16 protein-coding genes are annotated in these 24857 nt (G+C 39.5%); 10 read left to right on the forward strand and 6 right to left on the reverse strand.

Annotated features, from left to right (window positions below; genetic code table 11):
- On the reverse strand, positions 1 to 621 hold the full coding sequence (gene zevA, locus AC6H0J_RS05465; RefSeq protein WP_114892317.1) for a zinc transporter binding subunit ZevA: 621 nt from the start codon (positions 619 to 621) through the stop codon (positions 1 to 3).
- 350 nt (positions 622 to 971) lie between these two features.
- On the opposite strand from zevA, the gene AC6H0J_RS05470 reads away from it, so the two are divergent.
- From AC6H0J_RS05470 to mfd, 7 genes are all read left to right on the forward strand, one after another.
- A complete protein-coding gene (locus AC6H0J_RS05470; protein WP_497513037.1) occupies positions 972 to 1247 on the forward strand; it encodes a type II toxin-antitoxin system RelB/DinJ family antitoxin in 276 nt (91 codons plus the stop codon).
- The gene (locus tag AC6H0J_RS05475; protein WP_114892315.1) at positions 1244 to 1507 is read left to right on the forward strand and encodes a type II toxin-antitoxin system YafQ family toxin; all 264 of its coding nucleotides are present in this window, start codon (positions 1244 to 1246) and stop codon (positions 1505 to 1507) included. The genes AC6H0J_RS05470 and AC6H0J_RS05475 overlap by 4 nt, the downstream gene beginning before the upstream one ends.
- A 94-nt stretch (positions 1508 to 1601) precedes the next feature.
- Positions 1602 to 3272, forward strand: a complete 1671-nt coding sequence (gene ettA, locus AC6H0J_RS05480; protein WP_497513039.1) for an energy-dependent translational throttle protein EttA — start codon at positions 1602 to 1604, stop codon at positions 3270 to 3272.
- A gap of 61 nt (positions 3273 to 3333) precedes the next feature.
- Entirely contained in the window at positions 3334 to 3675 is a 342-nt protein-coding gene (locus AC6H0J_RS05485; protein ID WP_118781636.1) for a SirB2 family protein, read from the forward strand.
- Positions 3676 to 3679: 4 nt separating this feature from the next.
- Entirely contained in the window at positions 3680 to 5524 is a 1845-nt protein-coding gene (locus AC6H0J_RS05490) for a tRNA(Met) cytidine acetyltransferase TmcA (protein ID WP_497513042.1), read from the forward strand.
- Positions 5521 to 5694, forward strand: a complete 174-nt coding sequence (locus AC6H0J_RS05495; RefSeq protein ID WP_497513043.1) for a DUF5363 family protein — start codon at positions 5521 to 5523, stop codon at positions 5692 to 5694. Before AC6H0J_RS05490 ends, AC6H0J_RS05495 begins: the two co-directional genes overlap by 4 nt.
- Positions 5695 to 5795: 101 nt before the next feature.
- A complete protein-coding gene (gene mfd / locus AC6H0J_RS05500) occupies positions 5796 to 9236 on the forward strand; it encodes a transcription-repair coupling factor (protein ID WP_497513045.1) in 3441 nt (1146 codons plus the stop codon).
- A 53-nt stretch (positions 9237 to 9289) separates the two neighbouring features.
- Here mfd and AC6H0J_RS05505 read toward each other — a convergent pair whose 3' ends face one another.
- Positions 9290 to 10681 (reverse strand): DegQ family serine endoprotease, encoded by a 1392-nt coding sequence (locus AC6H0J_RS05505; protein ID WP_497513047.1) that lies wholly within the window; start codon positions 10679 to 10681, stop codon positions 9290 to 9292.
- Positions 10682 to 10883: 202 nt separating this feature from the next.
- Between AC6H0J_RS05505 and accD the strand changes: the two genes are divergently transcribed.
- Both accD and folC read left to right on the forward strand, forming a co-directional pair.
- Complete coding sequence (gene accD / locus AC6H0J_RS05510; RefSeq protein WP_497513049.1) at positions 10884 to 11774, forward strand: acetyl-CoA carboxylase, carboxyltransferase subunit beta; 891 nt, start codon at positions 10884 to 10886, stop codon at positions 11772 to 11774.
- Between the two features lies 1 nt (position 11775).
- Positions 11776 to 13080, forward strand: a complete 1305-nt coding sequence (gene folC / locus AC6H0J_RS05515) for a bifunctional tetrahydrofolate synthase/dihydrofolate synthase (protein ID WP_497513051.1) — start codon at positions 11776 to 11778, stop codon at positions 13078 to 13080.
- Between the two features lie 82 nt (positions 13081 to 13162).
- On the opposite strand, the gene AC6H0J_RS05520 is transcribed toward folC, so the two are convergent.
- The 3 genes from AC6H0J_RS05520 to AC6H0J_RS05530 form a co-directional block, all read right to left on the reverse strand.
- Positions 13163 to 15853: a YadA-like family protein gene (locus AC6H0J_RS05520; protein ID WP_497513053.1), complete on the reverse strand. Its 2691-nt coding sequence runs from the start codon at positions 15851 to 15853 to the stop codon at positions 13163 to 13165.
- 414 nt (positions 15854 to 16267) lie between these two features.
- Complete coding sequence (locus tag AC6H0J_RS05525) at positions 16268 to 19402, reverse strand: autotransporter family protein (RefSeq protein ID WP_497513055.1); 3135 nt, start codon at positions 19400 to 19402, stop codon at positions 16268 to 16270.
- Between the two features lie 390 nt (positions 19403 to 19792).
- Positions 19793 to 20473 (reverse strand): SanA/YdcF family protein, encoded by a 681-nt coding sequence (locus AC6H0J_RS05530; RefSeq protein ID WP_497513057.1) that lies wholly within the window; start codon positions 20471 to 20473, stop codon positions 19793 to 19795.
- A gap of 157 nt (positions 20474 to 20630) precedes the next feature.
- Here AC6H0J_RS05530 and metX point away from each other — a divergent pair, with 157 nt between their 5' ends.
- The gene (gene metX / locus AC6H0J_RS05535) at positions 20631 to 21707 is read left to right on the forward strand and encodes a homoserine O-acetyltransferase MetX (protein ID WP_005628100.1); all 1077 of its coding nucleotides are present in this window, start codon (positions 20631 to 20633) and stop codon (positions 21705 to 21707) included.
- A 55-nt stretch (positions 21708 to 21762) separates the two neighbouring features.
- Here metX and gyrA read toward each other — a convergent pair whose 3' ends face one another.
- Entirely contained in the window at positions 21763 to 24405 is a 2643-nt protein-coding gene (gyrA, locus tag AC6H0J_RS05540) for a DNA topoisomerase (ATP-hydrolyzing) subunit A (protein WP_497513059.1), read from the reverse strand.
- Between the last annotated feature and the right edge of the window lie 452 nt (positions 24406 to 24857).

Below are 24857 nucleotides of genomic sequence, written 5' to 3' on the forward strand. Positions count from 1 at the left end.
CTACTCACATTGAATTATTATTTTTTGCGCGAACATCACGCCTAAGGAATCATCTTCGTTCTTTTGGGATTTATCAAGTGAAGATGCGTAGGCTTGGATTTTTTCATCCACATTAGGTTCAATTAATTTTCCTTGGCAATTTTTCGGAAGTGCGGAAAAATCTACCGCACTTTTTGAGGTGTAAGTCATCGCCACATAATAAGTGGGATCGTAAGTTTGTAAGCTAAATGTGTTTTTTTCTAACTGTTGTGAATGGGCTAGTGGCACATCAAAATAATATTGCAGTTGTAAGCCTTGGATTTTTACGCCGTAATTTTTCGGGTGTGAAGAATATTTAATTTTGTTGTTTTGAGCGTCATATAGATAGCTAAAATAATGTTCACTCACAATATTTCCCATGACATCATCGATGAGTTTTTGTTGCTCATTTTTTGTTTTAGCCTGTTTCATATCATAAATAACAGCGGACGAACTTGGTTCATCTAGAGTCCATTTCATTGATAAGCCAGTGAGTTGATTATTTTCTATGATAGGCGTGGTTTGCATATCTATAAATGCATGGGGGTGAGCTAAAACACTACAACTAATGGATAGACCGAGTAATAATGAATACGTTTTCACAAAAAATCCTAATTATTTGAACATTAGCATTAGAAGTTGTTTATTCTACACGCAAAAACGAATTTTTCTGTTAAAAATGTTGATGTAAATCAAAAAAACTCTCAATAGCATTTCCTTTAGCTTTCAATATTCAGTAACATAGCACCGTCAAGTAATTGCTTGATATTCATAAAGTTCCTAAATAAAATAATCATAAATATAGCTAAACTACTTTCCTGCCACCCGTTTCGGGTGGTTTTTTTTATCTAAAATTTATTAGGATAGGATATTTGTATATCTTTCGTGTTTTAATTGTATTTCATTGTATGTTATTGTGTATATTAAGTATAAATTGATAAGGAGAAAATAATATGGCTGCAGTTAGTTTTCGAGTACCTGATGAAACTAAAAATATAGCGTTTGAAGTGATTAAAAGTTATGGGCTTTCCCCAACTCAAGCACTTAATATGTTTTTAGCTCAAATAGCTAAAACGAAAGCGATTCCAGTATCATTAGATTATCAAACTGAACAGATGCCTAACTCAAAAACGATAATGGCTATGGCAGAGTTAGATAATCATAATGGGCATGAATACAAAACATTGGAGGAACTCCATCAAGCGATGCTAGCGGAGATGAAATCATGATTTCAGTGAGTGGGGAATATAAAAGAGAATTTAAAAAACATATTCCTCTTATTATAAATAGTCCAGAATATATTGAAGTTATGTATTGTCTTTTGAATAGCTTACCATTGCCAGAAAAATATAAAGATCATGCTTTAACTGGAAATTGGAAAGGTTGGAGAGATTGCCATATAAAGAATGATCTTGTGCTTATTTATAAAGTGGTGGGATATGAAATAAGGCTAGCTCGTCTTAATACTCATTCAGAAATTTTTGGTTAATTGTGAGGATTGGACTGAATCTTGCTATTGCTATCCTATATTTCAGCCCTATTTTCCAGTAGAATAGGGCGTCATTTTTAATGAGGAATAATTAATGTCAACGCAATTTGTATATACGATGCACCGTGTCGGCAAAGTAGTGCCACCGAAGCGTCATATTTTGAAAGATATTTCTTTAAGCTTTTTCCCTGGAGCTAAAATCGGGGTTCTAGGCTTAAATGGTGCGGGTAAATCAACCCTCTTACGCATTATGGCAGGCGTGGATAAAGAATTTGAAGGGGAAGCGCGTCCGCAGCCAGGTATCAAAATCGGTTATCTTCCACAAGAACCAAAACTTGATCCTCAACAAACCGTGCGTGAAGCGGTAGAAGAAGCCGTTTCTGAAGTAAAAAATGCACTGACTCGTTTAGATGAAGTTTATGCACTTTATGCTGATCCTGATGCGGATTTCGATAAATTAGCGGCTGAACAAGCGAACCTTGAAGCCATTATTCAAGCACATGATGGGCATAATTTAGATAACCAGTTAGAACGTGCCGCAGATGCATTACGTTTACCAGATTGGGATGCAAAAATTGAGCATTTATCAGGGGGCGAACGTCGTCGTGTTGCACTTTGTCGCTTATTACTCGAAAAACCAGACATGCTCTTATTAGACGAACCAACTAACCACTTAGATGCGGAATCTGTGGCATGGTTAGAGCGATTCTTACATGATTATGAAGGCACGGTTGTCGCAATTACCCACGACCGTTATTTCTTAGATAACGTAGCGGGCTGGATCTTAGAGCTTGACCGTGGTGAGGGTATTCCTTGGGAAGGCAACTATTCTTCTTGGTTAGAGCAAAAAGAGAAACGTTTAGAGCAAGAACAAGCGGCTGAAAATGCGCGTCAAAAATCTATTGCGAAAGAGTTGGAATGGGTGCGTCAAAATCCTAAAGGTCGCCAAGCGAAAAGCAAAGCACGTATGGCTCGTTTTGATGAATTGAACTCTGGCGAATATCAAAAACGAAATGAGACTAACGAACTCTTTATTCCACCTGGTCCACGTTTGGGTGATAAAGTGATTGAAGTGCAAAACTTAACCAAATCTTATGGCGACCGCACTTTAATTGATGATTTATCATTTAGTATTCCAAAAGGGGCAATCGTTGGGATTATCGGGGCAAATGGTGCGGGTAAATCAACTTTATTCCGCATGTTGTCAGGTCAAGAACAACCAGATTCAGGCTCTGTGACAATGGGGGAAACCGTTGTGCTTGCTTCGGTGGATCAGTTCCGTGATTCAATGGATGACAAGAAAACTGTGTGGGAAGAAGTGTCTAACGGACAAGATATTCTGACCATTGGTAACTTTGAAATTCCAAGCCGTGCGTATGTGGGCCGTTTCAACTTCAAAGGTGTGGACCAACAAAAACGTGTGGGCGAATTATCAGGTGGTGAACGTGGTCGTTTACACTTAGCTAAACTTCTACAGCGTGGTGGTAACGTATTGTTATTAGACGAACCAACCAATGACTTAGACGTTGAAACCTTGCGTGCCTTAGAAAATGCGATCTTAGAATTCCCTGGTTGTGCCATGGTGATTTCCCATGACCGTTGGTTCTTAGACCGTATCGCAACGCATATTTTAGACTACGGTGATGAAGGTAAAGTCACCTTCTATGAAGGTAACTTCTCAGACTACGAAGAGTGGAAAAAGAAAACCTTAGGCGATGCAGCGACTCAGCCACATCGTATTAAATATAAACGTATTGCGAAGTAATTTATATTGAGAAAGTGCGGTGGATTTTAACCGCACTTTTCTTACTTTTTTGGGAGTGATTATGCTAGTTTATTTACATATTTTTTTCGCCTTTTTAAGTTTTGCCTTGTTGGTGATTCGTGGCGCAATGCAGCTTACTGGCAAAAACTGGCGTTCGATAAAATTATTAAAAATTTTACCGCACTTATCAGATACCTTGTTGATTGTTTCTGGTGTCGTCATTTTATATCTCTTTGCTTTTGATATTGAATGGTGGTTGATAGCGAAATTCGCATTACTGATTTTGTATATTGTGTTTGCTGCAAAATTTTTCAGTAAAAAAGTTTCTCAACCTAAAAGCATTTTCTTTTGGCTTGCTTGCGTAAGTTTTATTGGTGCGATGTTAATTGCTTATTTGAAATAACACGATGCCATCTCGCCATCTTCAAATTTTAATCTGCAAAACTTTGCCGCTTGTGCCTGATAACGTGTTAATTATCGGTGAAAGCGGCATTGCTTTTTCTAAAGCAACGAATTTGCTTGGACAAGAATTTGAACATATCTTATTTGATGGACGAAATGGCATTCATCTTGAATCGCTGGCTATTGCGGCTGGAACACTGAAAATGGGCGGCACACTTTGTTTAGTGTTATCCGATTGGGAAAATTTATCTCAGCAGACTGATCAAGATAGTTTACGTTGGAATGGAAATCAGTCAGCAATCGCCACGCCTAATTTTATTAATCATTTCAAACAGTGCATTGAGCACTATCATTTCCCCATTTTAAGAGAGGAAAGTGCGGTTGAATTTCCCCCTGTTTTTTATTCTAACGAGCATCACAAAAATGCCACGTTAGCTCAGCAGCAAATTATTGAGACTATTTTACAAGCAGAGCAAGATATTTATTTTCTAACCGCCAAGCGGGGAAGAGGGAAATCCGCATTATTGGGGATGCTGGCTAATCAAATTCAAGCGCCAGTTTATCTCACTGCACCGAATAAAAGTGCGGTGCATTCGGTTATCGAATTTTCAGAAGGGGGCATTAAATTTATTGCGCCTGATGAACTGATTATTCGGTTACAAGATGAACCCGAATTTAGTCAATCTGCTTGGTTGCTCGTAGATGAAGCAGCGATGATCCCATTGCCGTTATTACAAGAATATTCTCAATATTTTCAACATATTGTCTTCAGTACTACAATTCATAGCTACGAAGGAACGGGGCGTGGTTTCGAATTAAAATTTAAATGGAAAATCCACCGTACTTTTCAGCATTTTGAGCTTAAACAGCCCCTACGTTGGCAAGAAAATGATCCGTTAGAACATTTTATTGATGATCTTTTGTTACTAAATGCCGAAGATGATTTTCTGCAATTTCCTTTTCAGCCTCATCTCCCTTATCAAATTAGAGAAGTGCAAAACCCACATTATATTGCAGATTTTTATGGCTTAATGACATTGGCGCATTATCGAACCTCGCCACTTGATCTTCGCCGTTTACTGGATGCGGAACATCAACGTTTTTATTTTGCCGAATATCAACAGAATTTGCTCGGTGCAATTTGGGCATTAGAAGAAGGAAATATGGCAGATGGTGAGTTGATTATTCAAATTCAACAAGGCAAACGCCGTCCGAAAGGGAATCTTGTTCCACAAGCATTATGTTTCCATGAAAATCTGTCCCAAGCCTGTAAATTACGATCTTTACGTATTTCTCGTATCGCGGTTCAGCCAAATTGGCAAAAACAGGGTATTGGTCAAAATCTAATGAAATCTATGGAAAATTCAGAAGTGGATTTTCTTTCAGTAAGTTTTGGCTACACTGATGAACTGGCAAAATTTTGGCAAAAGTGCGGTTTTGTTTTGGTGCATTTAGGCGAGCATCAAGAAGCGAGTAGTGGTTGTTATTCGGCCATTGCCCTTAAAGGTCTTTCTGAAGAAGGTTTGGCTTTAGTTGAGACTGCGTATAATCAATTTCAGCGTAATATCCCTTTATCTTTTCATCCGATATCCATAAATTTTGAGCAAAATCAGCTTGATTGGCAGCTTGATGAGTTAGATTGCGTGAGCTTAAAAAACTTCGCTAATTTCCACCGCACTTTATTTTCGAGCGTTCCTGCGATGAGGCGTTTATTAAAATTAGCGGGCAAAGAAAATTTCCCATTAATTTCCGCTTATTTAACAAAAAAACAACTTCCCATTAACAAGAAAAAAGGCGTAGAATATTTGCGTTTAGAAATTAAACAATATTTAGAACGAGGAACTTTATGACAGAACAAGCTGAGAAGCCAAAATGTTGGTTTAAGCGTGCACTTGAAAAATATGATAATTTCATTAAAGAGTGGGGATTAGATCAACCTAATTGTAGCTGTGTGCCTATGTCAGCAACAGAAGATGAAAATGGTAATTTGAAGAAAGAAGAATCTTCTTTAAAGAAATAAACATCAACTGTTTTTTTAAACAGTGAATTTATTGAAAGATAATTCAAATTCCAGTACACTATGCGTCAATTTTATACAAGATTGGCGCATTATTTATATTTATGAAAACGGCTTTTTTTCAACCTGATATTCCTACCCAACCCAATGATCACAAAATTTTAGGCAATGTATTACCAGGCGCTGATGCATTGGCGATTAGTGAAATTGCAGAGCAAAATCAAAATTTAACCGTAGTAGTGACACCAGATACGCGAAGTGCGGTGCGTTTATCACGTGTTTTATCGGAATTAAGCAGCCAAAATGTATGCCTTTTTCCTGATTGGGAAACCTTACCTTACGATACCTTTTCTCCCCATCAAGAAATTATTTCCTCTCGTTTAAGTGCGCTTTTCCATTTACAAAATGCGAAAAAAGGCATTTTCTTATTGCCGATTTCGACATTAATGCAACGCCTTTGCCCGCCACAATATTTACAACACAATGTGCTTCTGATTAAAAAAGGCGATCGCTTGGTCATTGATAAAATGCGCTTACAATTAGAAGCTGCAGGCTATCGTGCGGTGGAGCAAGTATTAGAACATGGTGAATATGCGGTTCGTGGAGCCTTGTTGGATCTTTTCCCGATGGGAAGTGCGGTGCCTTTTCGTCTTGATTTTTTTGATGATGAAATTGATTCCATTCGCACTTTTGATGTGGATACGCAACGTACTCTTGATGAAATCAACTCAATTAATCTTTTGCCTGCTCACGAATTTCCAACGGATGACAAAGGGATTGAATTTTTCCGTGCGCAATTTCGTGAAACCTTTGGTGAAATTCGCCGAGATCCCGAACATATTTATCAGCAAATCAGTAAAGGTACCTTGATTTCTGGCATTGAATATTGGCAGCCACTTTTCTTTTCTGAAATGTCAACGTTGTTTGATTATTTGCCAGAACAAACGCTGTTTGTGGATATGGAAAACAACCAAATTCAGGGCAAGCGTTTTTATCAAGATGCCAAACAGCGTTATGAACAACGTAAAGTGGATCCGATGCGTCCGCTTTTACCGCCTGAAAAATTATGGCTTAATGTGGACGAAGTTAATCGCCGATTGAAATCTTATCCACGCATTACATTTAAAGCGGAAAAAGTGCGGTCATCGGTACGCCAGAAAAATTTACCTGTTGTCGCTTTACCAGAAGTGACCATTCAATCCCAGCAAAAAGAACCATTGGGACAACTCCGCCAATTTATTGAGCATTTTAAAGGAAATGTACTGTTTTCGGTGGAGACGGAAGGTCGCCGAGAGACTTTGCTTGATTTGCTTTCACCGTTAAAACTCAAGCCAAAACAAATTCAATCATTAGAGCAGGCTGAAAATGAAAAATTTAGCTTGTTAGTCAGCTCTCTTGAACAAGGTTTTATTATTGAACAATCGCTTCCTGTTGCGATTATTGGTGAAGCTAATTTACTTGGCGAGCGCGTTCAACAACGTTCTAGAGATAAACGTAAAACAATTAATCCTGACACGCTTGTGCGCAATCTTGCCGAGTTGAAAATAGGGCAGCCAGTTGTGCATCTTGATCACGGTGTGGGGCGTTATGGCGGTTTGGTAACGTTAGATACAGGCGGCATTAAAGCAGAATATTTGCTACTAAATTATGCAAATGAATCGAAACTTTATGTGCCAGTGACTTCATTACATTTGATTAGCCGTTATGTCGGTGGTTCTGATGAAAGTGCGCCATTACATAAATTGGGTAACGAGGCTTGGGCGAAATCACGTCAAAAAGCAGCGGAGAAAATTCGTGATGTGGCGGCCGAGTTATTAGATGTTTACGCACAACGTGAAGCGAAGAAAGGTTTTGCCTTTAAATATGATCGTGAAGAATTTCAACAATTTGCTGCAACTTTTCCTTTTGAAGAAACTTATGATCAGGAAATGGCAATTAATGCGGTAATTTCGGATATGTGTCAGCCAAAAGCAATGGATCGCCTTGTTTGTGGCGATGTGGGTTTTGGTAAAACTGAAGTGGCAATGCGCGCTGCATTTTTGGCTGTGATGAATCATAAGCAAGTAGCAGTGCTAGTGCCAACCACACTATTAGCCCAACAGCATTATGAGAATTTTAAAGATCGTTTTGCGAATTTGCCTGTGAACGTAGAAGTATTATCGCGTTTTAAAACCGCAAAAGAGCAGAAACAAATTCTGGAAAATCTTGCAGAAGGCAAAGTTGATATACTGATTGGTACCCATAAATTAATTCAATCAGATGTCAAATTTAGCGATCTTGGCTTGTTGATTATTGATGAAGAGCACCGTTTTGGTGTGGGGCAAAAAGAGAAAATCAAACAGCTTCGTGCGAATATCGATATTCTTACCTTAACGGCAACGCCAATTCCGCGTACGCTTAATATGGCAATGAATGGCATTCGTGATCTTTCTATTATTTCTACGCCTCCTGCGCGCCGATTAAGTATTAAAACTTTTGTTCGCCAGAATGACGATCTTGTTGTACGAGAAGCGATTTTGCGTGAAATCTTACGTGGCGGACAGGTTTATTATCTCCATAATGATGTCGCAAGCATTGAAAATACAGCAGAAAAACTGACCGCACTTGTGCCAGAGGCGCGAGTGATAGTGGGGCACGGACAAATGCGAGAACGTGAGTTAGAACGTGTGATGAGTGATTTTTATCATCAACGTTATAACGTCTTAGTTTGTTCAACCATTATCGAAACGGGTATTGATGTACCAACGGCAAATACCATTATTATTGAACGAGCGGATCATTTTGGATTAGCTCAGTTGCATCAATTACGTGGACGAGTCGGGCGTTCACATCATCAGGCTTATGCGTATTTGCTTACGCCCCCACCAAAAATGATGACAAAAGATGCCGAACGCCGTCTAGATGCCTTGGAAAATCTTGATAATCTTGGGGCTGGTTTTATCTTGGCAACCCACGATTTAGAGATTCGTGGCGCTGGCGAATTACTCGGAAACGAACAAAGCGGACAAATCGAAAGCATCGGTTTTTCGCTTTATATGGAATTATTGGATGCGGCGGTTAAAGCGTTAAAAGAAGGGCGAGAACCATCATTAGAAGAGTTGACGCAACAACAAGCGGATATTGAATTGCGCGTGCCAGCTTTATTGCCAGATGATTATTTAGGTGATGTGAATATGCGTTTATCCTTTTATAAACGTATTGCCGCCGCAGAGAGTAAATCAGAGTTGGACGAGTTAAAAGTTGAGTTAATAGATCGATTCGGATTATTGCCTGATGCGACAAAAAATCTACTGCAAATTGCAGAATTGCGTTTGTTGGTTGAGCCGTTGAAAGTTGTACGAATTGATGCAGGAACGCAAGGCGGTTTTATTGAGTTTTCACCAAAAGCACAAGTGAATCCAGATAAATTTATTCAATTAATTCAAAAAGAACCTATTGTATATAGATTTGATGGCCCATTAAAATTTAAGTTCATGAAAGATTTATCTGATAACAAAGTGCGGTTAGAATTTGTGGTAGATTTGTTGAAAGCAATTACTTCATAAAAAAAGTCCGATCATCATGATCGGACTTTTTGTTTATATCTTCGGTGGAAGAATTATTGTACTAATAAGTAAAAATTATTGTCTCCACGTAAAATATTTAAGGCTACAGCCGATGGTTCATCATCAAGCGCTTTACTTAATTCAGCCGTGTTTTCAACCAGTTGACGGTTTATACCAATAATAATATCGCCAGCTTTTAAACCACGTTGTGCAGCCAGCGAGTTCGGTTGAACCTTGGTGATTTCAATCCCTTTGATGCCTTTTGCATCATAGTTTTTCAATGTTGCGCCATCTAACGCAGGTAATTCCGTTTTAGAGGAAAGTTGGTTTCCATCATCCGCTTGTAATTTCACTTTAACATCGTGAGATTTACTGTCGCGTAAGTAAGTTAAACTAATCTCTTTTCCTGCACCTGAGGTGGCAATTTTTGCTCGCATTTCCGCGAAACTTGAGATTTTTTGACCATTCATCGCCGTGATAATATCTCCCGCTTTAATACCCGCTTTTTCAGCAGCAGATTTCGGTAAAACTTCACTTACAAATGCGCCTTGTTGTGCGCTCACATTAAAGGCTTTGGCTAAATCAGCATTGAGTTCGCCACCTTTAATACCAAGCAATCCTCGGCGTACTTCACCAAATTCTAAAATTTGTTGCACTAAATTATTTGCTTGATTACTTGGAATCGCAAAGGCAATCCCTGCATTCCCACCGCTTGGCGAAATAATCGCGGTGTTGATACCAATGAGTTCACCATTTAGGTTGACTAATGCACCACCTGAATTACCGCGGTTTACAGCAGCATCAGTTTGAATATAGTTTTCATAAGCACCGCTATCAGAGCCAGTTGAGCGACCTAATGCAGAAACAATACCTGATGTAACAGTTTGACCTAAGCCAAATGGATTACCAATTGCAACAGTAAAATCGCCTACGCGTAATTTATCGGAATCAGCAAATTTGATTTCTGTTAAATTACTTGGTTTTTCAAGCTGTACTAATGCAATATCTGATTGCTCATCTTTACCCACTAATTTCGCTTTAAACTCACGACCATCTTGTAATTGCACGGTAATTTTATCGGCCCCATCAATAACGTGATTATTGGTTAGAACATAGCCTTTGCTTGCATTAATAATGACGCCAGAACCTAAACCATGGAAGTTACGTTTTGATTCACTGCGTCCACCAAATTGTTCAGCAAAACGATCACCGAAGAAAAATTTAAATTCCTCTGGAATATCGTCTTGAAAAGGAGAACGTGAATCAACTTTTGCTTTTCCTTCAATAGAAAGCGTCACCACAGCCGGTTGAACTTTTTCTAACATAGGAGCCAAACTATTTTGCTCTGAAATGAAGCTTGGTAAATCAGCTTGAGCCACAAATGATGTACTCAAGACACTTAATCCGAGAGCAATACTGCTTAATACAAAACGTGTTTTTTTCATAAAATACTCCAAAATAGATTTCAGATAACGTGCTCTATGAGACAAAGAAATAAAAAAAATGTTCAATCATGGATTTATTTCTCATATTTATTGAACGTTTCCAAAGGAAATCGGAGCAGTACAAAAACGCCTTACAAGTAGCAAATCCTGCAAATTTATGGTCTAATACGCAGAATTTTCTAGTCAATAAAAAGGTCGAAAAATGAGCTGGATTAACCGAATTTTTAGTAAAGGTCCGTCTTCTTCTACTCGAAAAGCAAACGTGCCGGAAGGCGTATGGACAAAATGTACTTCTTGTGAACAAGTACTTTATAGTGAAGAACTTAAACGTAATCTTTATGTTTGCCCTAAATGTGGTCATCATATGCGTATTGACGCACGTGAGCGTTTATTAAAATTATTGGACGAAGGTTCAAGCCAAGAAATTGCGGCGGATTTAGAACCAAAAGATATTTTAAAATTTAAAGATTTAAAGAAATATAAAGATCGTATCAGTGCGGCGCAAAAAGAAACGGGTGAAAAAGATGCGTTAATTACCATGATTGGTACGCTTTATAATATGCCAATTGTTGTGGCTGCATCGAACTTTGCTTTTATGGGCGGTTCAATGGGTTCTGTAGTTGGTGCAAAATTTGTTAAAGCGGCTGAAAAAGCAATAGAAATGAATTGTCCGTTTGTGTGTTTCTCTGCAAGTGGCGGTGCACGTATGCAAGAAGCATTATTCTCTTTAATGCAAATGGCAAAAACCAGTGCCGTACTTGCTCAAATGCGTGAAAAAGGTGTGCCGTTTATTTCGGTATTAACGGATCCGACTTTAGGCGGCGTATCAGCAAGTTTTGCGATGTTGGGTGATTTAAATATTGCCGAGCCAAAAGCTTTAATTGGGTTTGCGGGGCCACGCGTTATTGAACAAACCGTACGTGAAAAACTCCCAGAAGGTTTCCAACGTAGTGAGTTTTTACTTGAGAAAGGGGCAATTGATATGATCGTAAAACGTTCAGAAATGCGTAAAACTTTGGCAAGTGTACTGAGTAAATTAACGAATCAACCTTCTCCTTTTGTAGAACCTGAACTTATTTCAGAAGATGAATAATATGCAACTTAAAGCCACTTCGCCACTCGCTGAGTGGCTTTCTTATTTAGAAAAAAGCCATTTTAAACCGATTGATCTTGGTTTAGATCGTATTAAATCCGTGGCAGAAAATTTGGATTTACTTCATCCCGCCTCTTATGTGATAACAGTGGGGGGGACGAATGGTAAAGGCACGACTTGCCGCTTATTGGAAACAATTCTGCTTAATCACGGATTACGTGTAGGCGTGTATTCTTCGCCCCATTTATTACGTTATAACGAGCGAGTACGTATTCAAAATCAAGATTTACCCGATGAAGCACATACCGCCTCTTTTGCTTTTATTGATGAAAACAAAACAGAATCGCTGACTTATTTTGAATTTAGCACCCTTTCTGCATTGCATTTATTTAAGCAAGCAAAATTAGATGTGGTGATTTTAGAAGTGGGGTTAGGCGGCCGTTTAGATGCAACCAATATTGTGGATAGCCATCTTGCTGTGATTACTAGCATTGATATTGATCATACCGATTTTCTTGGGGAGACCAGAGAGGATATTGCTTTTGAAAAAGCAGGCATTTTCCGTAAAAATTGCCCTGTCGTGATTGGCGAACCTAATGTGCCACAAACAATGCTCAAGCAAGCTGAAAAATTACATTGCCAAGTTGCTCGACGTGATGTGGATTGGTTTTTTAATCAAAATGCTGAAAATTGGCAGTGGCAAAATAAAAAAGTGCGGTTAGAAAATTTACCGTTTTGTCAGATTCCATTAGCGAATGCCGCAACGGCTCTGGCTGCCATTCAATGTTTACCTTTTGATGTTTCAGAACAGACTTTGCGAAAATCTTTGCAAGAGGTAGAACTGGTTGGTCGTTTTCAAGCTATAAAAACAGATAAACGTGAGAAACTAGCGGATTATCTTGGCGTATCAGTTGAAACCTTGCCAACAATCATCGTTGATGTGGGGCATAATCCTCATGCCGCAAAATATTTATCTGAAAAATTGACCGCACTTAAATGCAACATTGAGGGCAAAATGATTGCTGTATGTGGGATGCTCAAAGACAAAGATGCAAATGGGGTATTTGAGCATTTAACACCTATTATTGATGAATGGCATTGTGTAACCTTAGGCGGTTATCGCGGGCAGTCTGGCGATGAACTAGCAGAAAAACTGAAAAGACATTTCCCAAATATTCAAGCTACATCAGATAATTCTGTTATGGATGGGGTGCGTACAGCGCTCAAAAGTGCGGTAAAAAATGATGTTGTTTTAGTCTTTGGATCTTTCCACACCGTTGCCGAATTTTGGGCTGTGGTGGAATAAAATTTATCATAAAAACAAAGGGCTGATATTTAAAATCAGCCCTTTGTCTTTTTAAAAGGGGATTATCTCCCCAGATTAATGATTACCAATGATAGCCAACGCCAACACCCGCTGAATAATCCTTACTGGTATTTGCCGTACCGACAAATTTTACAACGGTTTTCGCATTATCAGACATTCTTGAATAGCTAACTGCCACAGCTGAAGAGCCTGCAGAAATACCACTGCCCGCAGCAAACATTGATTTACCCGGAATAGTCGATTGTGGTAATGCAGCCGCAGCAGCGATTGTTGCACTTAATCCATTTACGCGTTTATCAAGTTTATTAACGCGATTTTCAAGATGATGAATGCGTTGGTCCATAATACGGATTTCTTGTGGTTTCATTCCAGTTGGACCCTGAGGACCAATAGGACCTGTATCTCCTTTATCACCCTTATCACCTTTGGTGCCTTGGATGCCTTGAATCCCTTGTTCTCCTTTATCGCCTTTGTCGCCTTTAGGGCCTGTATCACCTTTAGGACCAGTAGTTCCAGCTTCGCCCTTAGGACCAGTATCACCTTTAGGGCCTGGGGCACCAGCTGCACCATTTTGTCCAGCAGGACCTTGAGGACCAGTAGGACCAGTATCACCTTTAGGGCCTGGGGCACCCGCTGTACCATTTTGCCCCGCAGGACCTTGAGGACCAGCAGGACCAGTATCACCTTTATCACCTTTAGGGCCTGGGGCACCAGCTGTACCATTTTGTCCAGCAGGGCCTTGAGGGCCGGCAGGACCAGCTACACCTTGCTCACCTTTAGGACCTGGTTGGCCATTTGTAATAGTTGCAGTCGTTGTGCCATCGCTGTCCGTTATAGTAATGGTATGTGAACCATCATTATTAGTGGCAACTTTCGCTGAAACTTTGGTTCCTGTCCCATCAGTTGTATTTTTCGCATTCGAGCCTACAAAAATAAAGTCACCTTTGGAATCTTTACGTTTTTCTGCATATAAACCATCCCCAAAATCCATACGTAAGCCGTTAGCGAGGAAGTTTTCAACAACTGTACTACCAATTGCTGGAGATGTGGTTGCGCCTGTAGTTGCTTTCTCACCTCCGCTGTAGAAAGATACTCGAGGAATAAAGCTGTAAAGTTGGGAACCATTGATTGCATCGGTACTGTCCGCTGAAATTAAGCCTGGCGCAACGTGTTGGATTCGGCGAGTTTCTGTTCCATTACCTACGCTAAATACACCTACAACATTTGTGCCACCTGCAAAATTAGCAAAATTTTTAACCGCACTTTCAGCAGTTGTGTAATAGCCAATATCTTGAGATGAGTAGGTATTATTAGTACCCTTTGTATACGGATTTGATGTCGTTAAAGTCGCAACGGTGGTTGCATTACTGCCTATTGCCACACTCTTTGCAATGCTTGCATTTGCTTTATAACCTAAAGCCAAAGATTGTTCTTCTGAAGCTTCACTTTCATTTCCGAATGCTGCTGCATTGGCTTTTGTTGCTTTAGATTTTTTACCGATCGCGATAGTTTCGTTAGCGGTTAATACTTTGTCATCCGAAAGTGTACCAGCTTCGTTACCGATGGCGATGTTGTCGTTCCCTTTGATTTTATTACCAGATTTTTTGCCGAGTGCGAGGTTATCGCTGCCTTCAACATTACTGCCGGCTGCGTGCCCAGCCGCATAGTTGCTATGACCAACAACATTGCTACCACTGTTGTAACCGAGTACCGTATTGAAGTTACCTTCAATTTCATTTCCGGCAACTTTACCGAGCGCGATATTGCTTTCGCCGATAATCTTATTGCCCGAATATACGCCAACAGCGAAGTTATCTTGCCCTGCAATTAAGTTACCTGCATTAAATCCTAATGCAATGTTGTGTTCTGCACCATCTACAGGTTTAAGCTTGGCTACATTGCTAATATAACTATTAGCTCTTCCATCTCCATCTGCGATCCAAGTTGGTTCGGCAAAACCTTGGGCTTTTTCTTCTGCTGTTAATTTATATTTATAACCAACATAACGTCCTGATCGCTCAGCAAAAGCTAAGTTAAAGTTACCAATGATGCTATTTCCTGATTCTTTGCCAAAAGCGATATTATTCCACCCAACAGATTGACCATATTTATCTTTAGGTGTAGTACCTGCAGGATTTTTAATAAAACCATCAATATTTTGTCCCGCACTTAAACCAAAAGCATAGTTGTAATTCCCTTTTACATTTTGACCAGCATTTTGCCCTAAAGCTATATTACGGCTACCTGATGTATTTGTACCAGCATCTTGACCATAGGCAAAGTTATGATTACCTGTTACATTTTGTCCTGCAGAATGACCTAAAGCAAAGTTGTCATCACCACTTTTAATATCAGTAGTGTAGCTTTCTCCTGCGTGGAAACCAATATTGACATTTCGACTTCCTGAGTTGTTATATCCAGAATTTTGACCAAAATTGAAGTTATAGTGACCCTCGGTTATTGTATCAGCAGAATAAGAATTTTCACCGAAAGAAAAGTTATAGTTGCCATTCATTTGACGAGCTGCATTTTTGCCAAAGGCATATACATATGTTCCACCTGCATTCCAGCCTGCACCGTTCCCAAAGATAAATTTATATTGGCTTGTTTCCCACGTGCTTTCACCAGCATGTTCACCTACGAGTAAAAGATATTTAGTATTGCCCGAATACTTACCTGCCTCATGACCTGCGCGATGACCAATAACCAAACTATAGGAACCGCCAAATATTGGATTCCCTGTTGTATTCATAATATTATTCTTGGCGTTTGAGTATAAATTAGTACCCTCACCAGCGATGATATTATGCTTATTTGAGGCACCATAGGTTGTTGTGCCTCCTAAAATAAAATTATTATTAGAATCCGCCCCAAACGAATAAGTGGACCACAAAGTCAAAGTAATTAGAGAATAAGAAAAAGAAGTTTTTGTATTCATAATAAAAAATCGTATAAAAGAAGAATTTCTTACGACAGAAGAAAATTAACTAGCTAGAATAGATAGCTCCTTATCTTTTCTGTCACCAAATAACAGGAAAAGAGAAGTACTACATTGAATTTCAGTGATAGATTGGGATTTTAATTTTTTCGATGTGTAACTATGTTACACATCCCCCTGTAGTACTACAGGGCGTTTATACGCCCTGATTATTCTCTTTGTTATTCATTATTTCCAAGAGTATTTCACACCCACGGTGCCTTGGTAGCCTTTGTGTCGGTTGCTATCGAATGATTTTTCATAGCGAGCATCCGCATAAAGGTAAGTGTTTTCACTTAATGAGAATTGAGAGCCTAAGCCTAATTCCCACCAAGTGCGGTCAAATTTCTCGGTTAATTTATCACGACCAATTAATGCATTGTCCGTTGCTTTAAAATCGTGCCAAATATTACCGATGAGATAATAGGTGCGAGTGCGTTGTTTATCATTTGGTTTGTTATATGCCAAACGGAAACCAACACGACCGCGCAAGCCATAACCTTTTTGCGAAACTGCACGAGTGCCGTCGTTAAAATCTCCCAAGCGCAAGTATTGAGCAATCAGTTGTGCTTGTGGCTCTAAAATCCAGCTATCCCCGTTGTTAGTTTTATCTTTACCTAATGCGTAAGGGCGACCAGTTTCCACTGAAAGGGCAGCACCCCAGCCGTGATTTTTCGCACTTGTGCCATCAACCGATGAATAACGGTTATTTAACCAAGAGACTTGTCCCACCCAGTCAATGTAAGTGCCATTTTCATTGTAACGCGTATCAGTTACACCAAGATTAAGTGCGGTAGTTTTTACGCGAGAAGTTAATTTATCTGCGATCACGACACCGTTTTTCGCGCGGTATTCATCATAGAATTTGCTGTGAGAACGTAACGCGCCGAAATACAGGCCAGTAAAACGACGGGTGAGTTTGCCCTCGTCATCTTGTTTGGTTTTAACATCAAAGTCGTGCCCCACTTGGAAACCGTACATATTGGTTTTTAAACCAAAACGTTCTTTTCCATCGAGTTTGAGGTGTTTACCAATCACACGACCCCAAGATTGTTTTTCCACATCTTGCCAATAACTGCCTTGTTTATCCCAAGAAAGGGTTTGATTTTCGCCACGACGTTGGTGAAGTGTATCCAACATTGTATAGCCTAATTCCAAGTTTTGGCGAGGAATAAGTGTATAAGCAACCGCACTTGGCGTGATGATTACAGGCCCTGTTGGCGGTACAGGCTGAGGTTGTGGTTCAGGCTGTGGTTGTGGTTCAGGCTGTGGTTGTGGTTCAGGTTGTGGTTGTGGAATTTCATCTAAAGAAGGTAATTCAGGTTGCACTGGTGGCGTTAATTTAACAGCAGTTACTGTCCAAAAGTATTCTGTTTTTCCATCAACAACACGAGATGCTAATTGAACTTCGCCTGCGCCAGTGGTTCGGGCAGTACCTGTGAACGTTGGACGAGTATTAAATGGAGTACCCGCCAAAGAAGATGTGACTCCGTTATCAGTACCTAACACTCTGACGACTGGTGCGCTAATCTTATGTGAATCTGCGACAATACTTGCAATAGAACCATCAATAACTTTTTCTCTTCCATCCTTACTCACTGAAATAACTTCTGTTTTTCCAGAGGCATCACCTGTGATTTCAAGTAAATCAGATTGAGAGTTTGCACCATTTTCATCACCAGGTAAGTTCCATTCCGTATTTGTTTTTAATACCCCGTTATTACCAACATAATTCCCTTCAATGGTAAGTTTGTCGGCATAGGACTGATTAGCGAGAGTGATGATACCACCGTTGGTGAAAGTTCCGTCATTATCTACACTATTTGATGATACTTTGACAATGTATTTTTCCGCTGGATGACTTCCTGCATCTAATACACCGCCATTACTAAGCGTGACTGATGTTGCAGTAGAGCGTTGTTCAGTTTCATCTTCTTTTTTCTTCAATGTCCAAACGGCTTTGTTATCCACATTCATTGTTAAGGTTGAACCAATATCTTTATGAATCAAACCAGTTAATGTAGCTTTATCGGCTAAATTTACGGTGAGTTCAGAAGTAGCTTTTGCTGTATTCGCTGTGGTATCAATTGCATCAGATTTCGCATAAACCGCCCAGCCTTTACTTGCCGCCGTCGCTTGAGATTTTTCACCGGATAGGGTGAATTGGGCGTTGGTGACGTTGAATGCACCGGTTTGGAACCTTGTATCAATTGGTCCACGCGCACCAACCGCTCCTGCACCTGAATAAATTAAACCTTCTTTTTTAAATCTGGCATTTGATAATATTAATGCGTCACTGTCGCTTTTTGTACTTAGTTTGGTATTACGTAAAGAAGCCGTGTTACTTACATTATTTTTACCACGCATTAATACTTCTGTGTAGGTGCCAAACATTCCAGCGTTTACAGTGGCTAAGTTTTGGTAGTCAACGGTATCAAATACAAGGGCATTTGTACTGGCTTTGATTTCAGATGCTTCGTCTGTTTTGGTGCCTGTGATTTCAAAATTTGATTTATTATCAAACAATCGTACTGCACCTGAGCCGCGATAGTCGGTTGTCGATGTGCCGTCATTATGGGTATAAGAGCCATCAATATCTGTGGTATCTACAATTAATTTACCATTTGAGATTACAGTTGCATTTTCGCCGCCATCTTGTGGTTTGCCAATTTTGATACCTGCCGAGTTTACGCCAGTTGCAGAAACTTTAATTTCGGTATTTCCGTTAAATGTGGCTTTGGCATCTTTGCCGGAGACATATAAACCAACGTTATAATCGTTGATTTTATCTGTGCTTTTATCTTCAACATTAATAGAAACATCACCCGTTGTAACCAATTCAGGTTTTGCACCATTAGTACGATATACACGGATACCCGACATTTGATAGCCGCTTAAAAAATCGCCTTTGACATGAACTGCTCCAATAAAAGGCAAGTTAAGCGTTCTCTCAATTCCTGCAGTGTAGTGACCTTTTACTGAGTCAAGTGTATTGGATACAGTAATATTTGCCTTATCCACAGTCACTTTTGCTGTTGCTGAATTGGCTCCACCGAGAAAATTATAACCAACAGCTAAACCATAGGCAGCATCGCTATCCGGTGATTCACCGGTATTTGCTTGACGGTTAGATTTTATGACATTGATATTGAGATTTTGAACATTTGCATCGGAATTGCCGCGAACAATGATACCTTTAGGGCGATTATTTACGGCGGTGGAATCGGATGTCATATTAATGTTCAGTGTATCAGCTGTAAGTTTTGAATCTTGAACGATCATCGAAACGACTTCATCGCCACCATTTGCCAAGGTGACGTTCATTTTTTCTGTACCAGTAATCGTAAGATGTGCACCGTTATTTACACCTACACCTGAATTTGTATAGGTATCTGTATCACCAGCGATGGTCGTATCAGTGGAAACAGGATTTTGGAGAGCGGCAAAAGCAGTAGTAGAAAGGGTAGAAGAGATTAGAATACTAAGAAGTTTTTTTTTACAATTTTGCTTGCTTGCTTGCTTGCTTGCTTGCTTGCTTTTGGGATTTTTGTTTCATAAATTAACCTAATTAAAGTTGAGAGCTCAACGACAATATAAAGAAAATCCTTTAACATAAAACAGGATTCCCCTTATTGTGTTAATCTTAACCACTTTTTGTTTATTTAACAAGCTTAGATTAGTTTGATTTTAAAGAAATGTGATGTAGATCAAAATTTATAATTTAGTACTGTTTGGCAATGGATTAGGAGCTCCCAAAAAATAAGGCTCAACGCCTAATATCAAATCCAAAACCGCTTTTATACGCGCAAAAACTTCTCTTATTCGAGTAGATAGATGTAATTCAGGTTGTTTTGCTACAAAACAAATCGCGTCAATATCATGTGCTTTGGCAATTAAAAGTGCACGTTCGCAATGAAATTTTTGACTGACAATCGTAAATGCTTGTACTTGGAAAATTTTATCTGCGCGGATAATGGAATCTAGCGTGCGGAAACCAGCAAAATCACGGAACATAGAGGCTTCAGATACGCCCATTTTTTGTAAATCACGAAACATTGCTCTTGGCTCGTTATATTGAATGGTGCGATTATCGCCACTTAATAAAAGGTAATTGACTTTTTGATGATCGATCAACTCTTTTGCAGCAGCTAAACGATACTCGTAATAAGAATTAGGTTTTCCACCAATAATATATTTCGATGTGCCCAGTACAAGAGCATATGCGCGATGGGGGAGTTCATCAATATTCGTGAATACCTTATCACGTACGTAAAAACTTACGCCTTTATCGACAAGCAAGCAAAGCATAACCAGTGCAAAGATTGTATAGAGCGATATACGAAAAAGTGCGGTTAATTTTGATGGTAATTTTTTTATTATCATGCCTGTAAACATAATGAAAAATTCCCCGCACTTCAAGGAGAATTTGATGGATTTTATGAATTGCATTGATGTGTGATAATTTAGCCGTTTAGACGGCTAAAATTTCTTGACAACCTAATCGACTTACTGATAGTTTAAGTGCCATTCTCATTATTACAATAGGTTTCCAATGTCTGTGCAAAATGTAGTGCTTTTTGACACACAGCCTTTAACCATGACGCTTGGCGGCAAGCTTTCCCATATCAATGTCGCGTATCAAACTTATGGCACACTCAATGCCGAGAAAAATAATGCGGTACTAATTTGCCACGCGCTAACTGGCGATGCTGAGCCTTATTTCGATGATGGTCGAGATGGCTGGTGGCAGAATTTTATGGGCGCAGGTTTAGCGTTGGATACAGATCGTTATTTCTTTATTAGCTCGAACGTATTAGGCGGTTGCAAGGGAACGACAGGGCCTTCATCAATTAATCCGCAAACGGGTAAGCCTTATGGTAGCCAATTTCCTAATATTGTCGTGCAAGATATTGTCAAAGTACAAAAAGCCTTGCTTGATCATCTTGGTATTAGCCATTTAAAAGCGATTATTGGCGGATCTTTTGGCGGTATGCAAGCGAATCAATGGGCGATTGATTATCCTGATTTTATGGATAATATCGTAAATCTTTGTTCATCCATTTATTTTAGTGCTGAAGCCATAGGTTTTAATCACGTGATGCGTCAAGCGGTAATTAATGACCCTAATTTTAATGGTGGAGATTACTATGATGGTACACCGCCGGATCAAGGGTTGTCTATTGCGCGTATGCTAGGTATGTTGACTTACCGTACTGATTTACAGCTTGCAAAAGCTTTTGGACGAGCAACAAAATCAGATGGCAGTTTTTGGGGCGATTACTTTCAAGTTGAATCCTACCTTTCTTATCAAGGCAAAAAATTTTTAGAACGTTTTGATGCCAATAGTTATTTGCATTTGTTACGGGCATTGGATATGTATGATCCAAGCATTGGGTATGAAAATGTCAAAGAGGCATTATCACGCATTAAAGCACGCTATACATTGGTTTCTGTGACAACGGATCAACTCTTTAAGCCTGTTGACCTTTATAAAAGTAAACAGCTTTTAGAGCAAAGTGGAGTCGATCTACATTTTTACGAATTCCCATCAGATTATGGACACGATGCGTTTTTAGTGGATTATGATCAGTTTGAAAAACGAATTAGAGATGGTTTGGCGGGGAATTAGTTAGTCATAAAAAAAGTGCGGTGAAATTTCACCGCACTTCTTCTTTTATAATAGGTTATTCTTCAGAACCGCTTTCTTCCAAAGAATCTTCTTCATCTGCATCACAAACACGTTCTAAACTTACTACATGTTCATCATCTGCAGTACGAATTAAACGAACACCTTGAGTGTTACGACCTACGATGCTTACCTCGCTTACGCGTGTGCGAACAAGGGTTCCTGCATCAGTGATCAACATAATTTGGTCTGTTTCTTCTACTTGAGTTGCGGCAACTACTTTACCATTGCGTTCACTCACTTTAATAGAAATCACACCTTTTGTATTACGTGATTTAGTTGGGTATTCACTTAATTGTGTGCGTTTTCCGTAGCCGTTTTGCGTTGCGGTTAAAATTGCACCTTCACCTTTTGGCACAACAAGAGAAACCACTTTATCGATATTTAAGTCTAATGATGCTTCAACGTTGTCATCAGAAATATCTTCAATTTCTACCGCACTTTCGTCATCAGAAATATCGTTTGTTAAAGCGAGTTTGATACCGCGAACCCCTGTTGCTAAACGCCCCATTGCACGCACAGCATTTTCTGCAAAACGTACCACGCGACCTTGTGACGAGAACAACATAATTTCGTTGCTGCCATCGGTAATATCCACGCCGATTAATTCGTCTTCATCACGTAAATTCAATGCGATGATACCGTTTGAACGTGGACGGCTAAATTCGGTTAAGGCGATTTTCTTAACAATACCGCCAGCAGTTGCCATGACCACGAATTTATCTTCTTCATAAGCAGAAACTGGCAAGATTGCAGTAATACGTTCGTTTTCTTGTAACGGAAGAATATTCACAATTGGACGACCGCGTGCGCCACGGCTTGCTTGCGGAAGTTGATATACTTTCAACCAATATAAACGACCACGGCTAGAGAAGCAGAGGATCGTGTCGTGAGTATTTGCTACCAGTAATTTTTCGATGAAATCTTCTTCTTTCATCTTCGTCGCAGATTTGCCTTTACCGCCTCGACGTTGAGCTTCATAGTCAGTCAATGGTTGGTATTTCACATAACCTTCGTGAGAAAGCGTCACAACTACGTCTTCTTGTGCGATTAAATCTTCTAAATCAATATCGCCAGAAGCTGCGGTAATTTCAGTTAAACGATCATCACCGAATTGTGCTTTTACTTCTTCCAATTCTTCACGAATCACTTCCATTAAGCGTTCTGCGCTACTTAAAATATGAAGAAGATCCGCAATTTTAACTAATAATTCCTCATATTCTTTTACAACTTCTTCAAACGCAATGCCAGTTAAACGATGTAAGCGAAGTTCTAAAATTGCGTTTACTTGCGCTGGCGATAAGTAATATTGTTCACCTTGAATACCTAGATTTTCTTCTAAATCATCAGGACGAGCAGAAACATCAAGAAGATTAATAATATCGCTATGTAACGTCCAAGAGCGTGAACTGATTGCTGCTGCAGCCTCTTCACGGTTTTTAGAGTTACGAATGATCGCAATCATTTCATCGATATTAGAACGAGCAACCGCTAAACCTTCCAAAATGTGCGTACGTTCACGCGCTTTGCGAAGCTCAAAGATAGAACGACGTGTAACCACTTCACGGCGGTGTAAAACGAAGGATTCAATGATTTCTTTAAGATTAAATAAACGTGGCTGACCGTGATCCAATGCCACCATATTGATACCAAAGGTCACTTGCATTTGAGTAAGCGAGTAAAGATGGTTTAATACCACTTCCCCTACTGCATCACGTTTAATATCAATTTCAATACGGATCCCTTCTTTATTTGAAAGGTCAGTAATATTGCTGATGCCTTCGATTTTTTTCTCACGAATTAATTCGGCGATTTTCTCGACTAATTTTGCTTTATTTACTTGGTATGGCAATTCAGACACGATGATTTGTTCGCGTCCTTTTTCGTTGGTTTCTACCGTTGCGCGAGCACGAACATACACTTTACCACGACCAGTGCGATAGGCTTCTTCAATTCCTTTACGACCATTAATTAATGCTGCGGTTGGGAAGTCTGGTCCCGGAATATATTGCATTAATTCATCAATGGTAATTTCATTGTTGTCGATATAAGCCAGACAACCATTCAATACTTCATTTAAGTTGTGAGGAGGAATGTTAGTTGCCATCCCCACCGCAATACCAGAAGAACCATTTGCTAAAAGTGCTGGAATACGAGTTGGCAATACATCTGGAATCATTAATTCGCCATCATAGTTTGGCGAGAAATTGACGGTTTCTTTATCCAAATCCGTGAGCAATGCTTGCGTAATTTTTTGCATACGCACTTCGGTATAACGCATCGCAGCTGGCGCATCACCATCAATTGAACCGAAGTTACCTTGCCCATCAACCAACATATAGCGAAGTGAGAATGGTTGTGCCATCCGAACGATCGTATCGTACACGGCTGAGTCACCATGCGGGTGATATTTACCGATTACATCACCCACAACACGCGCTGATTTTACGTATTTTTTATTGGCGGTATTGCCTTCGCGATCCATTGAAAATAGTACGCGGCGGTGAACAGGTTTTAAACCATCTCGAACGTCAGGTAATGCACGCCCAACGATAACCGACATCGCGTAGTCAAGGTAGGAAGATTTGAGTTCTTCTTCGATATTGACAGGGGTGATAGATGATTGGATTGAATCCGTCATTGGTATTCCTTTTTTGATCAAAAATTGTGGCGGATTATAGCATAAAATTGTGGATATGTGGTTTTTGATATCAGGATTTCGCCTGATGGCGACCTACTTTTTCTTTGTTTTGCCAAAGAAAAAGTAGGCAAAAAGAAAGGCAACCCTGCTTTTCCTTATTTCCTTTGTTCCATTGAATTTGTTTCACGGAAATTTTCTGAACTCGCTGCGCTCAAACAGACGAAAATTTCCTACAAATTCAATTACACAAAGGCGGAAAAGAAGGGATTATTTTTAAGTGCGGGTAAAATATTTAAATATTTTTATAATGCTTAGATAAACTAAAGTCCCCATATAAATCGCCTTTGCGACTTTCAATTTTTAGGCAATTTTCGTCTGTTTGAGCGCAGCGAGTTTAGAAAATTGCCGTTAAGAAAATTGAAATAAAGCAAAGATTAGCGATTTAATTGGGG

The sequence above is a fragment of the Haemophilus sp. THUN1691 genome, assembly GCF_059704425.1.